Raw genomic sequence first — 13,573 nt, forward strand, 5'->3', positions numbered from 1 at the left:
GAGGATATGGGACATAAGGGGAAGTTAACAGGGCGCCGACCGTAGTGGATCATTGCCGCGCCCGTACGAGTGAACGATTTCGGACGGGGCCGAACGGGGGGCGCACGCGGCTCAGCCCTTCACCGCGCCCCGCATCACCCCGCCCACGATGTGCCGCCCGAACAGCGCGAGGACCACGAGCAGCGGCAGCGTGCCCAGAAGGGCCCCCGCCATCACCACCGCCTGGTCGGGCACCGCCCCGCGCCCCAGGCCCGTGAGCGCCACCTGCACCGTCGGGTTCCCGGTCTGCGTCAGCGCGAGCACCGGCCAGAAAAAGTCGTTCCAGGACGCCACGAACGACAGCATCCCGAGCACCGCCATCGCCGGCCGCGCCGCCGGAAGCACCACGTGCCACACCGTCCGCACCGTCCCCGCCCCGTCCATCCGCGCCGCCTCCAGGAGCTCCGACGGCAGCGCCCGCCGCAGGTGCTGGCGCATGAAGAAGACCCCGAAGGCCGACACGAGCGACGGCAGGATCACCGCCTGGAGCTCGTCCGTCCAGCGGAGCCGCGCGATCAGCAGATAGAGCGGGACCACCCCCAACTGGGGCGGGATCAGCATCGTCGCGCCCACCAGGAGGAGCAGCGTGCCCCGGAGGCGGAAGCGCAGCTTGGCGAACGCGAAACCGGCCAGCGTGGAGAAGAGCACCGTGCCGGCCGCGACCGCGCCGGCCACCACGGCGGTGTTCGCCAACGCCTCACCGAGCCCGGCGTCCGTCCACGCGATCTCCACGTTCCGCGGCAGGTTCCGCCCGAACCGGAAGGGCGGCGGGGTGGCCGCGAGACGGGTGTTGGTCCGCGAGGCCGCGACCGCCGTCCACACCAGCGGGAACAGCGACACGGCCGTGAACAGCGCGAGCAGGGTGTACGTGCCCCAGCCGGCCCGCACCGTCCTCATCGCCGCCACCCCTGGCGCGCGGACCCCCGGCGCGCGGACTCCTGGCGTGCGGACCCCCGGCGCACGGACTCCTGGCGTGCGGACCCCCGGCGCGCGAGGCCCGACCGCAGCAGCCGGACCGTCCCGAACAGCGCGACCAGGATCAGGAGCATGGTCCAGGCGATGGCGGCCGCCCGCCCCAGATGGAGGTTCACCCAGCCCTGCTCGTACAGGTAGAGGCCCAGCGTCTGGAACTGGTGGTCCGCCCCGCCCGTCGCCCCGCCCCCGCTGCCGAACAGCAGCGGCTCGCCGAAGAGCTGCATCGCGCCGATCGTCGACACCAGCGCCGTGAAGGCGAGCGCCGGCCGCAGCCCCGGCAGCGTCACGTGCAGGAACTGGCGCCACCGCGAGGCCCCGTCCAGCGACGCCGCCTCGTACAGCTCGGGCGGGACCGTCTGCATCGCCGCCAGGTAGATCAGCGCGTTGTAGCCGGTCCAGCGCCAGATCACGATCGACGCCACCGCGAACTTCGACGCCCACGGGCCGTTCTGCCAGTCCACCGGGTCGAGACCGACGAGCCCCAGCGCCCAGTTGGCCATCCCGTGGTCCCGGCCGAAGAACAGCGCGAACACCAGCGTCGCCGCCGCCACCGACGTGGCGTACGGGGCGAGCGCCACCACCCGGAACACGCCCCGGCCCCGCAACCGCACGTCGAGCAGGTGCGCCACGCCGAGCGCGAGCAGCAGCTGCGGGACGGTGGCGAGGACCCCGATGGTGACCGTGTTCGCCAGCGCGTTCCAGAAGAACTCGTCGCCCGCCAGGCGCGCGTAGTTGTGCAGCCCCGCCCACTCCCGCTCGTCCGGCGCGGTCAGCCCCATCCGGTAGAGCGAAGCCCAGGCGGTCGCGGCCAGCGGGAACACCCCGAAGGCCGCGAAGAACACGAAGAACGGCGCGACGAGCACGTACGGCGTCCACCGCGAGCCCGTCCGCGTGCGCCGAGGCGCGGAACGGCCCTGCGGACGGCGGGCGCCGGCGGCCCGGCCGTGCGGACCGGGCCCGTGCGCGGAGCCCGTCGCGGTCCTCGTCACCGGCATCCCGCTCACCGGTCCAGCGCGTTGTCGATCGCCTTCATCGCCGCCCGCCACGCCGACTCGGGCGACCGGCCCGTCTGGTCGACCTGGAGCATCCCGACGTCGGCCAGGGCCTGCCAGACCAGGGCGTCCTTCGGGCCGATGGGAGCGCGGGGGACACCCAGGGCGGCCTGGGCGAAGATCGCGCCGACCGGGGCGTCGCCGAAGTACGGGTGGCGGGCGTCCGCCACGGCCGGGAGGGTGTACGCGGCCGAGGCGCTCGGGAAGCTGCCGCGCCGGGCGAAGAGCGTCGCCTGCTGGGCGGGCGCCGTCAGCCAGGCGGCGAGCCGGGCCGCCTCGGCGCGCTGCCGCCCGGCGGACGGCACGACGAGGAAGGAGCCGCCCCAGCTGCCGGGCCGGGGTGCCGGGGCCACGTCCCACCGGCCGCGCCCGGCCGGGCCCGCCTTGTCCTCGATGTAGCCGAGCATCCAGGCGGGGCAGGCGAGGGTGGCGAACGCCCCGTTCGCGAAGGCCTGGTCCCAGCCGGGGGTGAACTGCTGGAGCCGGGCGGTGAGTCCCTGCCGGGCGAACGCGGCGGCGAGGTCCCAGGCCGCCCGTACGGCGGGGTTCTCCGCCACGATCAGATCGCCCCGCTCGTCGTAGAAGCGCGGGGACACACCGCCGGTGACGGCCGCGAGGACCCCGGAGGCGGAGTCGGTGAAGGCCGTGCCCTCCGGAGCCCGCTCGCGGTAGCGGACCCCCACCGACAGGTACTTGCGCCAGTCCCCGGCCCACAGCCGTCCGACGGCGTTCCGCTCGGTGGGCAGTCCGGCCCGGGCGAAGAGGTCCTTGCGGTAGCAGACGGCCTGCGGCCCGATGTCGGTGCCGAGCCCGAGGGTGCGGCCGTCGCGGGTGGTGCCCTGCGCCCACTTCCACGGCAGGAACGCCCGCCGGTCGACGCCGGGGGCGCTGCCGAGCTCGTCGAGCCGGTCCGCCTGGGTGTCGAGGACCTCGGCGATGTTGCCGACCTCGACGGCCTGGACGTCGGCGAGGCCGGAGCCGGCGGTGAGGTGGGTGAGCAGCTGCGGGTAGTAGACGTCGTTGCGGGTGAGCGAGGTCTGCCGGACGGCGACGTCGGGGTGGAGCCGCATGTACGCGTCGTAGAGGCCGGCCTCCTGGAAGCCGAAGGTGCCGAACACGCCGACGGTGAGGGTGACCGGCCGGCCGCGGCCGTCGGCCGGGGTGCGGGCGCCCGTCGGGCGCGGCTCGGCGGGGTCGGTCGCGCAGCCGGTGGAGAGCCCCAGGCCGAGCAGGAGGCCGAGGGCGAGTCCGTACGCCCCGCCGCGCGTCCGTCTCCGGTCCCGGCTCCGTCTCCACCCCATGGCGTCCGACCGTAGTGCGGTGCCTTCCGCGCGGCCGGGGGCAGCTCGCCGGGGAGGCGGAACTCACCGCTCCCGCTCACCCGTTCGGCCGAGCGTCGTCGAACGTCTTCGACGACGTAGGGACCTTGACCGTGTTCTGACGGCGCTTTGGTAGCGGGAGCGCTCCCATCCCATCGCCCACCCGACCCCCGGTAGCCCTCACCTGCGCGTGAGGAACACGAAAACGACCCAGGCCCCGGTTCTTTCGAACCGGGGCCTGGGCCTTCAGGGTGAGTAACGGGACTCGAACCCGCGACATCCTGGACCACAACCAGGTGCTCTACCATCTGAGCTATACCCACCATGACCGGCGGTTTTCCCGAAGGTTTCCCTGACCGGCCGAGAAGAAGTCTACAGGGTCCTGGAGGGTGCTCGCGCCCACGTTTTCCCGAGCGGGTTCCGAGGGCGCGAGCGGGCGGCTATTCGGCGGGCAGGACGTGGCGGGCCGCGATCTGCTTCGCGGTCTCCGAGTCGGGTCCGGGCTGCGGGACGAAGACCGCCTCGCGGTAGTAGCGCAGCTCGGCGATGGACTCGCGGATGTCGGCGAGCGCCCGGTGGTTGCCGTTCTTCTCCGGACTGTTGAAGTACGCCCTCGGGTACCAGCGGCGGGCCAGCTCCTTGACCGAGGACACATCGACGATCCGGTAGTGCAGGTGGCTCTCCAGGGCCGGCATGTCCCGCGCGAGGAAGCCGCGGTCCGTGGAGACCGAGTTCCCGCACAGCGGCGCCTTGCCCGGCTCCTTGACGTGCTCGCGGATGTACGCGAGCACCTGGGCCTCGGCGTCGGCGAGGGTGGTCCCCTCGGCGAGCGCGTCGAGCAGGCCCGAGGTCGTGTGCATCCGGCGCACGATCTCGGGCATGGTCTCCAGGGCCGCGTCCGGCGGGCGGATCACGATGTCCACCCCTTCGCCGAGCACGTTCAGTTCCGAGTCGGTGACCAGCGCGGCCACCTCGATGAGTGCGTCGTCCGTCAGCGAGAGCCCGGTCATCTCGCAGTCGATCCACACCATGCGATCGTTCATGTGTCCACCTTAGGGGGTGCCGTGCCGATCGGGCCGGGCTCGTGGCAGGCCGACGGGCGCCCGGGGGAGGTGTCCCCGGGCGCCCGTCGGTCCCTGCGGTGCGCGGCTTGTGGCCGTGCGGGTCGTGACTACGGCGCGCTGCGCTGGCCCGGCAGCGAGGCGCGGCCGGGGGCGTAGGCGTCGGACTGCGGCTTGCCCGGGTCGAGCGACGGGCGCCGGATGCCCGCCGGGACCTGGGCGGGCACGATCGGGTCGAGCACGGCCGTGCCGGCCTCGCCCTGCGGCCGCCGGGCGCGGTACGCCGCCCGGTAGGCGGCCGGCGAGGAGCCGAGCTGCCGCCGGAAGTGGCCGCGCAGAGCCACCGGGGAGCGGAAGCCGCACCGGCCCGCGACCTCGTCGACCGAGTAGTCGGAGGTCTCGAGCAGCCGCTGCGCCTGGAGCACCCGCTGGGTGATCAGCCACTGGAGGGGGGCCGAGCCCGTCAGCGAGCGGAACCGGCGGTCGAAGGTCCGCCGTGACATGTACGCGCGAGCGGCGAGCGTCTCCACGTCGAACTGCTCGTGGAGGTGCTCCAGCGCCCAGGCGACGACCTCGGCCAGCGGGTCGGCGCCGATCTCCTCCGGTAAAGATCTGTCGAGGTAGCGCTCCTGGCCGCCGCTGCGCCGCGGCGGGACGACCAGCCGGCGCGCCAGCGCGCCCGCGGCCTCGGTGCCGTGGTCGGTCCGCACGATGTGCAGACACAGATCGATTCCGGCCGCGGTGCCGGCGGAGGTCAGTACGTCCCCGTCGTCGACGAAGAGCTCCCGCGGGTCCACGTGGACCGACGGATAGCGCTTGGCGAGCGTCGGCGCGTACATCCAGTGCGTGGTCGCCGGGCGGCCGTCGAGCAGGCCGGCCGCGGCGAGGACGAACGCACCGGTGCAGAGGCCGACGATCCTGGCCCCCTCCTCGTGTGCGCGGCGCAGCGCTTCGAGTGCCTCCGGCGGCGGCGGCGAGGTGATCGACCGCCAGGCCGGGACGACGACGGTCCCCGCGCGGCTGATCGCCTCCAGGCCGTACGGCGCGGTGAGTTCGAGCCCGCCCGTGGTCCGGAGCGGTCCGTCCTCGCCGGCGCAGACGAGCAGCCGGTATCGGGGCACTCCGGCGTCCTGCCGGTCGATGCCGAACACGGAGAGCGGGATGGAGCTCTCGAAGATGGGGCCGCCGCTGAACAGCAGCACCGCGACGACTTCGCGACGGCGGCGCCCGGACAGCTTCCGTGCGACCTCCGGTGCGGCGGAGTCCTGGCTCATGACGCTAAGCCCCCCTCGGTGTTCGCGTCTCCCTGGTCGTGTCGCTCCTGCACGTTTCCCCTCGGTTTTGCACGAGACCCCAGTCTTCGGTACCCATGATCGAATCTACTGTGTCCCGTGGCGCCGGCGTGACAAGTTCTCCATCCGGTGGATTGTCGACAAGGCAACTTGGCGTGAAGCAATCGATCGCGAACTCTCTCCTCCCCATGGCGCGGAGAAGCGGGCGCGACCGCGAATGACCCCGTACATGGGGGGTACGGGGCCTGGGTACGGGGCTTTCGCCGGTGCCCTTACCGGGGTTGGCCAATCGTTCCGCCAAGGACTCGCCGACGGATGGAACTTGGCTGAAAACATATGGGTTCGGGTGTACGAACCTGTCAACTCGAAGGGGTGCGGGGGCGGCTCCCGCCCCGCTCAGGCCTGATCGCGGCGGCCGCCGCGGCCGCTTTCGGTGCGCAGTCCGCGCTCCGAGCGGCGCAGCAGCACCCGGCAGGCCGCCGTCACCGAGACGAGCCCGAGCGCCGCCCCGGCGGCCCCGCCGAGCGAGGTGCCGTAGACGACGAGCACCACCGGGACCAGGACGCAGCAGAAGACCGCCCAGCGGACGACGTCGTCGGCAGGGCCCCTGGTTCCCGTTCCCGTTCCCGCCGCCGGTCCCGGGTCCGGCTCCGCGACCGGGGCGGAGGTCGGTGCGGGGGCGGGCGCCCGGCGGCGGCCGCGGGGGGCGCCGAGGGTGGGGGAGGAGGGGGCGGCGGAGGTCTGGCCGGCGGCGGTCGATGGTGCGGGCACGGGCGGGCTCCCTGCGACGGTGGGCTGGACCTGTGGCAACGAGGAGCGGAACGTTCCGGTCACTCTGGGCGACGTCCGTTTGGCCCCCGTACGGACGCCTGTAGGGCACAACCGGCATTGCCAGATCGCGAGCCGCTCGTGCATGCTCCCTGGAGCGCCGCCCGCGAGCGGCGGGCACGCCGGGCGTGACAGGGCGGGCTCTGGGCAGGAGAGGAGTGGCGCCGTACCCTTGGGGGTATGGGGTTGGGAAGATGATTCCCGGACACAGCTCCGCCGTCACCCGTCGTTCGTCCCCTCTTTTCCCCGTCCCTTCGCACGAGGACCCTCTTCGCCGAGACACCGATGGCCGGTCACGAATTCCCCGAACCCGCGGACCGCAAGCGCGTCGCCGATTCCACGGTCGACCCCCTCGCGGTGGAACAGCCACGTCACGCCTGCGACCCGGCCTTCCGGCACGGCGTCGTCGTCGGCTTCGACGGCTCCACGTCCAGTGAGCGAGCCCTCGCGTACGCCATCGGCATGGCCAGGCGCTCCGGATCGGGCCTGATCATCGTGCACGTGGCCAACCGGCTGCCCACCACGGTGTGGGCCGGCTGCGAGCCGCCCGTCTTCGTCGACGTGCCCGACCACCGCACCGAGGTCCTCGGTCTGGAGCTGGCCTGCGCCGAGCACCTCTCCGAGGTGCCGTGGATCCTCGTCGAGCGCGGCGGGGACATCTGCCACGAGCTGGAGGAGGTCGGCCGCGAGTACTCGGCCGACGCCATCGTGGTCGGCTCCACGCACGGGATCGTCGGGCGGATCTTCGGCTCGGTGGCCGGCCGCCTCGCGCGCCGCGCCCAGCGGCCCGTCATCGTCATCCCGTAAGCCCCCCGCGTCACCCTTCCGGGGGACTTCGTCGTGCCCGGCCGAGGCCCCGTAGGGACACCCGGTCCGGTGCCGTCCCTCACGGTGTGTCAGATCGCTTCCCCAACTACCGTCATCCGGCCATAAATTCGGCCTTCCTCAGGTGAATTGTGCGCTTGTGAAGGGTACATAAAGCTCACCGGAACACGCAGCTCACGCAGCACGACTGCACACCTGAAGGGAGCCCGCCGTGAACAACGACGTCGCCGCGGGAAACACCGCCTCCACTCTCGGACACCTCGCACTCGGACTGACCCTGCTGGCCTTCGGCCTGGGCGGCACGGGGGTCATCGACAACGTCGCGGCAGCGGATGCCGCGGGCCTCGCCACCTGGGTCGGCGGGGTCACGCTCTTCCTCGTCGGCCTGCTCGCGCTCAGGGCGGGCGACAAGGGAGAGGGCACGGCGTACGCGGCGCTCGGCGCCTTCTGGTTCACCTGGGGGACCGGCGTCGGCGCCACCGGCTCGGCCGACGCGGCGGGCCTGTTCCTCCTCCTGTGGGCGCTCCTCGCGCTCACGCTGACCATGGCCTCCGCGGGCAGCGGACTCTTCGGACAGGGCGTGTACGGGCTGCTGTTCGTCGCGCTGCTGCTGCTCGGCGTCGGCGCCGTCCTCGACAACGGCGCCCTCGGGAAGGCGGGCGGCTGGGTCGCCGCCGTCGCCGGCGTCGTCGCCTGGTACGGCGCCACGGCGGCGGTGGCGGGCTGGCCGACGTCCCTCCGGCGCGCGGCGAGCGCTCCGGCCGCCGGCTGATCCACCCCGCTCCACCGCGCAAAGGACAGCGGTCCCCGTGCACCTGGGTGTGCACGGGGACCGCTGTGTGTCAGGCCGAGATCCGCCGGGGGACAGGCCCGGCGGCGCGGCTCGGGGGGACAGGCCCCGAGGTCGCTGCTACTCGACCGTGACGGACTTGGCCAGGTTGCGCGGCTTGTCGATGTCGCGGCCCATGGCGAGCGCCGTGTGGTAGGCGAGGAGCTGGAGCGGGATGCCCATCAGGATGGGGTCCAGCTCGTCCTCGTTCTTCGGCACGACGATGGTGTGGTCGGCCTTCGCCTGCGGCTGGTGCGCGACCGCGAGGATGCGGCCGCTGCGGGCCTTGATCTCCTCCAGGGCGGCGCGGTTCTTCTCCAGCAGGTCGTCGTCGGGGACGATCGCGACCGTCGGCAGGGCCGGCTCGATGAGGGCGAGCGGGCCGTGCTTCAGCTCCGAGGCCGGGTAGGCCTCGGCGTGGATGTAGGAGATCTCCTTCAGCTTGAGGGAGGCCTCCAGGGCGACGGGGTAGCCGCGCACCCGGCCGATGAACATCATCGACTGGGCGCCCGCGTACTCCGCGGCGATCTTCTTGATCTCGTCCTCGGTCTTGAGGATCTCCTCGATCTGCGCGGGCAGCTTGCGCAGGCCCTCGATGATCCGCTTGCCGTCGGTGACGGACAGGTCGCGGATGCGGCCCAGGTGCAGGGCGAGCAGGGCGAAGGCGGTCACCGTGTTGGTGAAGCACTTGGTGGAGACGACGCAGACCTCGGGGCCGGCGTGGACGTACACGCCGCCGTCGGCCTCGCGGGCGATGGCGGAGCCGACGACGTTCACCACGCCGAGGACGCGGGCGCCCTTCCGCTTGAGCTCCTGGACGGCGGCGAGCACGTCGTAGGTCTCACCGGACTGCGAGACGGCGATGTAGAGGGTGTCGGGGTCCACGACCGGGTTGCGGTAGCGGAACTCCGAGGCCGGCTCGGCGTCGGCGGGGATGCGGGCCAGGGACTCGATGAGTCCGGCGCCGATGAGGCCGGCGTGGTACGAGGTGCCGCAGCCGAGGATCTTGATGCGGCGGATGGTGCGGGCCTCGCGGGCGTCCAGGTTCAGGCCGCCGAGGTGCACGGTGGAGAAGCGGTCGTCGATCCGGCCGCGCAGCACGCGGTCGACCGCGTCGGGCTGCTCGGAGATCTCCTTGTGCATGAACGTGTCGTGGCCGCCCATGTCGTAGGAGGCGGCCTCCCACTCGACGGTCTCGGGGGTCGCGGTGGTGGACGCGCCCGAGGTCGTGTAGGTGCGGAAGTCGTCGGCCTTGAGGGTGGCCATCTCGCCGTCGTCGAGGGTGACGACCTGGCGGGTGTGGGCGATCAGGGCGGCGACGTCGGACGCGACGAGCATCTCCTTCTCGCCGATGCCCAGGATGACCGGGGAGCCGTTGCGGGCCACCACGATGCGGTCGTTGAAGTCCGCGTGCATCACGGCGATGCCGTAGGTGCCCTCGATGACCTTGAGCGCCTCGCGGACCTTCTCCTCGAGGGTGTCGGCCTGGGAGCGGGCGATGAGGTGGGTGATGACCTCGGTGTCCGTCTCGGAGGCGAAGACGACGCCGTCGGCCTCCAGCTTGGCGCGGAGCTCCTGGGCGTTGTCGACGATGCCGTTGTGGACGACGGCGACCTTGTTCTCGGGGTCCAGGTGCGGGTGCGAGTTGACGTCGCTCGGCGCGCCGTGGGTGGCCCAGCGGGTGTGGGCGATGCCGGTCGTGCCGGTGAAGCGCTTGGGGACCCTGGCCTCCAGGTCGCGCACGCGGCCCTTGGCCTTCACCATCTTCAGGCCGGCGGCCTTGGGGCTGGTGATGACCATGCCGGCGGAGTCGTAACCCCGGTACTCCAGTCGGGCCAGGCCCTCCAGCAGCAGTGGGGCGACGTCACGCTTACCGATGTAACCGACGATTCCGCACATATAGGTGTTACCCCTCCAGATCGGTGAGTGTGCCCGGCCGGTTCAGCCGTAGACGATGCGGCGCAGCTGCCGGAGCGAGAGCTCCTGCGGCGCCACGGCCCGGTGCGGCAGTTCGCCCGAGATCCGTTCGAAGATCTCGGCGTTCACGGCGCCGCCGGACTGCAGTTCGCGGTGGCGGCGGCGGACGAACTCCTCGGTCGTCTCGTCGAAGTACGCCAGCACGTCGAGAACCACCCGGGCGGCCTCACCGCGCTGGAGCGCGGTGCTGCGGACCAGATGGTCGATGAGGTCGTCGTGCGACGAGCGGCGTTCGAGCACCCATGAATACTGAGGCGCCCGGTCCATTTTCGCAAGAATCCTGCCCGATATCGGGCAGGGGGGTCGCGATACGGCCCTCGATCCGGCCGATTGGTCCAGACCTCAACTGATCGGAGTCATGGCGGTACGCAAGGTGACCGTGCGGATATAGAACCCGACAGACGCGTCCAACGCCCGAAGGGGAGCCGCCCGTGACACAGCGCCGAAGGATTCCACGCCTGATCGGATCCCTGCTCCTGGTCGCGGCGACCGGTGTCGCCTGCGGCGAGGCCGCCGCGGACACCGGTACCGTCGCTGCCGAGCCCGAGGTCCGCCCGCTCGGCCGGATCGTGCCCGTCCCCGCCTCCGTGACCCCCGAGGGCGAGCCGTACACCCTCACCAGCGCCACCCGCATCGGCGTGGACGGCACCTCCCGCGAGTCCAGAGCCCTCGGCCGCTACCTCGCCGGGCTCCTCCGCCCCGCCACCGGCTTCCCGCTCCCCGTCGTCGACGAGGCCGCCGCCCCGGGCGGCATCCGGCTCAGGATCGACCCCGGAGCCACCGCCCTCGGCGCCGAGGGCTACCGGCTCGTCTCGGGACCCGGAGGGCTCACCCTCACCGCCCGCGAGCCCGCCGGAATCTTCCGCGGCGTCCAGACCCTGCGCCAGCAGCTGCCCTCCGCCGTCGAACGCAAGACCGTGCAGAACGGCCCCTGGAAGATCGCGGGCGGCACCGTCACCGACACCCCGCGCTACGCCTACCGGGGCGCGATGCTCGACGTCTCCCGCCACTTCTTCACCGTCGACGAGGTGAAGCGGTACATCGACCAGCTCGCCCTCTACAAGGTCAACACCCTCCACCTGCACCTGTCCGACGACCAGGGCTGGCGCATCGCCGTCGACTCCTGGCCCCGCCTCACCACGTACGGCGGCTCCACCGAGGTCGGCGGCGGCCCCGGCGGCCACTACACCAAGGAGCAGTACCGGGAGATCGTCCGGTACGCCGCCTCCCGCTACCAGGAGGTCGTCCCGGAGATCGACATGCCGGGCCACACCAACGCGGCCCTCGCCTCCTACCCCGAACTCAACTGCGACGGCGTCGCCCCGCCCCTCTACACCGGCACCAAGGTCGGCTTCAGCTCCCTCTGCGCGCCCAAGCCCGTCACGTACGACTTCGTCGACGACGTGATCCGCGAGATCGCCGCCCTCACCCCCGGCCGCTACGTCCACATCGGAGGCGACGAGGCCCGCTCCACCAGCCACGCCGACTACGTCGCCTTCATGGACCGGGTCCAGCCCGTCGTCGCGAAGTACGGCAAGACCGTCATCGGCTGGCACCAGCTCACCGGCGCCACCCCCGCCCCCGGCGCCCTCCTCCAGTACTGGGGCCTGGACCGCACCCCCGCCGCCGAGAAGGACCGGGTCGCCGAGGCCGCGCGGAACGGCACCGGGCTGATCCTCTCGCCCGCCGACCGCACCTACCTCGACATCAAGTACACGAAGGACACCCCCCTCGGCCTCACCTGGGCCGGGACGGTGGAGGTCGAGCGGTCGTACGACTGGGACCCGGGGGCCTACCTCCCCGGCGTCCCCGAGGCCGCGGTCCGCGGCGTGGAGGCCCCCCTCTGGACCGAGACCCTCGCCACCACGGCCGACCTCGACGTCATGGCCTTCCCCCGCCTCCCCGGCATCGCCGAACTCGGCTGGTCCCCGGCCTCCACCCACGACTGGGACACCTACAAAATCCGCCTCGCCGAACAGGCCCCCCGCTTCGACGCCCTCGGCATCACCTACCACCGCTCCCCGCAGGTCCCCTGGCCGGCGGAGTAGCCCGCCCCCGTCGGCGGGTCAGAAGGCGCCGTTGAGGCCCCACCATTCGCCGTCGGTCCGCTCGCCGGCCGCGAAGCCGCCGGTGCCGAGTCCGCGGTAGCCGACCAGCCATCCGGGGTTCCCGCGGAAACCGCCGATGACGTAGTCGCTGTTGGTGACGGTCGAGAGGTCGGGGCGGCCGTCGCCGGTGGTGTCACCGACCGCGAGGAAGGTGTCCATCGCGTTCCAGCCGCCGGTGCCGATCAGCTTGCGGGCCCCGAGGCCACCGGAGGCGGTCCCCGGGTAGGACCAGAGCTTGCCCGTGGACTTCTCCCGGGCGATCACGTCGACGCGGCCGTCGCCGTTCGTGTCGCCGGGGCCGACCAGGGCGTTCATCGCGTTCCAGCCGCCGGTGCCCAGCAGCTTGCGGGCCCCGAGGCCACCGGAGGCGGTGCCGGGGTAGAGCCAGAGCTTGCCCGTGGTCTTCTCGACCGTCAGCAGGTCGGCGCGGCCGTCCCGGGGCAGGTCGCCGACGCCGGCGATCCGGCCCATGGCGTTCCAGCCGCCCGACCCGATGAGCTTGCGCGTGCCGAGCGTGCCCGTGCCCGTACCGGTGTACAGCCACAGCCTGCCGGTCGAGCCCTCGCGGGCGAGGACGTCCTCGCGGCCGTCACCGGTGAAGTCGCCGTGGCGTACGAAGGCGTTCATGGCGTTCCAGCCGCCGGAGCCGACCAGCCGGCCCGTGTTGTCTCCGGGCAGGAACCACAGCCGCCCCACCAGGTCCCGTACGAGGACATCGGCCTTGCGGTCGCGGTTCAGGTCGCCGAAGCCGGCCGTCGTGGGGGACGCAGCCACGTTCCACGCGGGGTAGGCGGGCCGGGAGCACTCGCGCCGCGTCCGGACGAACTTCAGCGAGGAGATGGTGGTCATCGGTCCGGTGGTCCAGGAGCCGTTGACCGCCGGACTCTCCGACCAGTAGCCGTCGTACCACCTGTAGTCCGGCGACTCGTACATGCAGGCGTACACGGACGTCCGGTTGATGTACGAGCCGAACCGGGTGCCCCACGAACCCATCGTGGCCATGTTCGTCTTCGTCTTGAGCATCGACCCCCTGGCGTCCTCCTGCGTCCAGGCGCAGAAGTAGCCCGCCGGGCAGTCGGAGACGGCCGCCTGGGCCGGCGCGGCCGCGGCGACGGCGACGCCGCCCAGAGTCGCGAGGCCCAGTAGTGACGCCAGCCCGCGCTTGATCATCGTGCGCATGTGATCCCCTTCCGCCTGGTGAGACCCACGACCGACCGGTGGTCGTCAGGGTGAGGGCGAGGCCACCGGCGGACGTGGGCCCCGGCGGA

The 13,573-nt window shown here is 72.4% G+C and carries 12 protein-coding genes and 1 tRNA gene; 3 read left to right on the plus strand and 10 right to left on the minus strand.

The window, feature by feature from the left end; all coding sequences use genetic code 11:
* Positions 1-111: 111 nt before the first annotated feature.
* The 7 genes from MRBLMG1_RS13820 to MRBLMG1_RS13850 form a co-directional block, all read right to left on the minus strand.
* The gene (locus MRBLMG1_RS13820) at positions 112-936 is read right to left on the minus strand and encodes a carbohydrate ABC transporter permease (RefSeq protein WP_367824101.1); all 825 of its coding nucleotides are present in this window, start codon (positions 934-936) and stop codon (positions 112-114) included.
* Positions 933-2,009, minus strand: coding sequence for a carbohydrate ABC transporter permease (locus MRBLMG1_RS13825; RefSeq protein ID WP_414721579.1), 1,077 nt, complete (start codon positions 2,007-2,009; stop codon positions 933-935). The genes MRBLMG1_RS13820 and MRBLMG1_RS13825 overlap by 4 nt, the downstream gene beginning before the upstream one ends.
* Before the next feature lie 5 nt (positions 2,010-2,014).
* A complete protein-coding gene (locus MRBLMG1_RS13830; protein WP_367824103.1) occupies positions 2,015-3,367 on the minus strand; it encodes an extracellular solute-binding protein in 1,353 nt (450 codons plus the stop codon).
* Between the two features lie 268 nt (positions 3,368-3,635).
* Positions 3,636-3,708, minus strand: a tRNA-His gene (locus MRBLMG1_RS13835).
* A 117-nt stretch (positions 3,709-3,825) separates the two neighbouring features.
* Complete coding sequence (orn, locus tag MRBLMG1_RS13840) at positions 3,826-4,428, minus strand: oligoribonuclease (RefSeq protein WP_367824105.1); 603 nt, start codon at positions 4,426-4,428, stop codon at positions 3,826-3,828.
* 128 nt (positions 4,429-4,556) lie between these two features.
* Complete coding sequence (locus MRBLMG1_RS13845) at positions 4,557-5,720, minus strand: helix-turn-helix domain-containing protein (protein ID WP_367824107.1); 1,164 nt, start codon at positions 5,718-5,720, stop codon at positions 4,557-4,559.
* 414 nt (positions 5,721-6,134) lie between these two features.
* Complete coding sequence (locus tag MRBLMG1_RS13850; protein WP_367824109.1) at positions 6,135-6,509, minus strand: hypothetical protein; 375 nt, start codon at positions 6,507-6,509, stop codon at positions 6,135-6,137.
* Between the two features lie 342 nt (positions 6,510-6,851).
* Between MRBLMG1_RS13850 and MRBLMG1_RS13855 the strand changes: the two genes are divergently transcribed.
* On the plus strand, positions 6,852-7,373 hold the full coding sequence (locus MRBLMG1_RS13855; RefSeq protein ID WP_015033782.1) for a universal stress protein: 522 nt from the start codon (positions 6,852-6,854) through the stop codon (positions 7,371-7,373).
* 229 nt (positions 7,374-7,602) lie between these two features.
* On the plus strand, positions 7,603-8,163 hold the full coding sequence (locus tag MRBLMG1_RS13860; RefSeq protein ID WP_367824112.1) for a GPR1/FUN34/YaaH family transporter: 561 nt from the start codon (positions 7,603-7,605) through the stop codon (positions 8,161-8,163).
* Between the two features lie 138 nt (positions 8,164-8,301).
* Here the strand turns inward: MRBLMG1_RS13860 and glmS are convergent, their stop codons facing one another.
* Both glmS and MRBLMG1_RS13870 read right to left on the minus strand, forming a co-directional pair.
* A complete protein-coding gene (glmS, locus tag MRBLMG1_RS13865; protein WP_367824114.1) occupies positions 8,302-10,119 on the minus strand; it encodes a glutamine--fructose-6-phosphate transaminase (isomerizing) in 1,818 nt (605 codons plus the stop codon).
* Between the two features lie 42 nt (positions 10,120-10,161).
* The gene (locus MRBLMG1_RS13870) at positions 10,162-10,437 is read right to left on the minus strand and encodes a hypothetical protein (protein ID WP_367824157.1); all 276 of its coding nucleotides are present in this window, start codon (positions 10,435-10,437) and stop codon (positions 10,162-10,164) included.
* Positions 10,438-10,628: 191 nt separating this feature from the next.
* On the opposite strand from MRBLMG1_RS13870, the gene MRBLMG1_RS13875 reads away from it, so the two are divergent.
* The gene (locus tag MRBLMG1_RS13875) at positions 10,629-12,245 is read left to right on the plus strand and encodes a beta-N-acetylhexosaminidase (protein ID WP_367824116.1); all 1,617 of its coding nucleotides are present in this window, start codon (positions 10,629-10,631) and stop codon (positions 12,243-12,245) included.
* An 18-nt stretch (positions 12,246-12,263) separates the two neighbouring features.
* Here the strand turns inward: MRBLMG1_RS13875 and MRBLMG1_RS13880 are convergent, their stop codons facing one another.
* Complete coding sequence (locus MRBLMG1_RS13880) at positions 12,264-13,484, minus strand: FG-GAP-like repeat-containing protein (RefSeq protein WP_367824118.1); 1,221 nt, start codon at positions 13,482-13,484, stop codon at positions 12,264-12,266.
* Positions 13,485-13,573 lie beyond the last annotated feature (89 nt).

The sequence above is a fragment of the Streptomyces sp. LMG1-1-1.1 genome, assembly GCF_040815545.1.
Classification (GTDB): domain Bacteria; phylum Actinomycetota; class Actinomycetes; order Streptomycetales; family Streptomycetaceae; genus Streptomyces.

What these genes read in the sequence shown, in the direction of transcription:
- MRBLMG1_RS13820 (WP_367824101.1), bottom strand. Translation starts at nt 936, where the DNA reads ATGAGGACGGTGCGGGCCGGCTGGGGCACGTACACCCTGCTCGCGCTG.
- MRBLMG1_RS13825 (WP_414721579.1), bottom strand. Translation starts at nt 2,009, where the DNA reads ATGCCGGTGACGAGGACCGCGACGGGCTCCGCGCACGGGCCCGGTCCG.
- MRBLMG1_RS13830 (WP_367824103.1), bottom strand. Translation starts at nt 3,367, where the DNA reads ATGGGGTGGAGACGGAGCCGGGACCGGAGACGGACGCGCGGCGGGGCG.
- orn (WP_367824105.1), bottom strand. Translation starts at nt 4,428, where the DNA reads ATGAACGATCGCATGGTGTGGATCGACTGCGAGATGACCGGGCTCTCG.
- MRBLMG1_RS13845 (WP_367824107.1), bottom strand. Translation starts at nt 5,720, where the DNA reads ATGAGCCAGGACTCCGCCGCACCGGAGGTCGCACGGAAGCTGTCCGGG.
- MRBLMG1_RS13855 (WP_015033782.1), top strand. Translation starts at nt 6,852, where the DNA reads ATGGCCGGTCACGAATTCCCCGAACCCGCGGACCGCAAGCGCGTCGCC.
- glmS (WP_367824114.1), bottom strand. Translation starts at nt 10,119, where the DNA reads ATGTGCGGAATCGTCGGTTACATCGGTAAGCGTGACGTCGCCCCACTG.
- MRBLMG1_RS13880 (WP_367824118.1), bottom strand. Translation starts at nt 13,484, where the DNA reads ATGCGCACGATGATCAAGCGCGGGCTGGCGTCACTACTGGGCCTCGCG.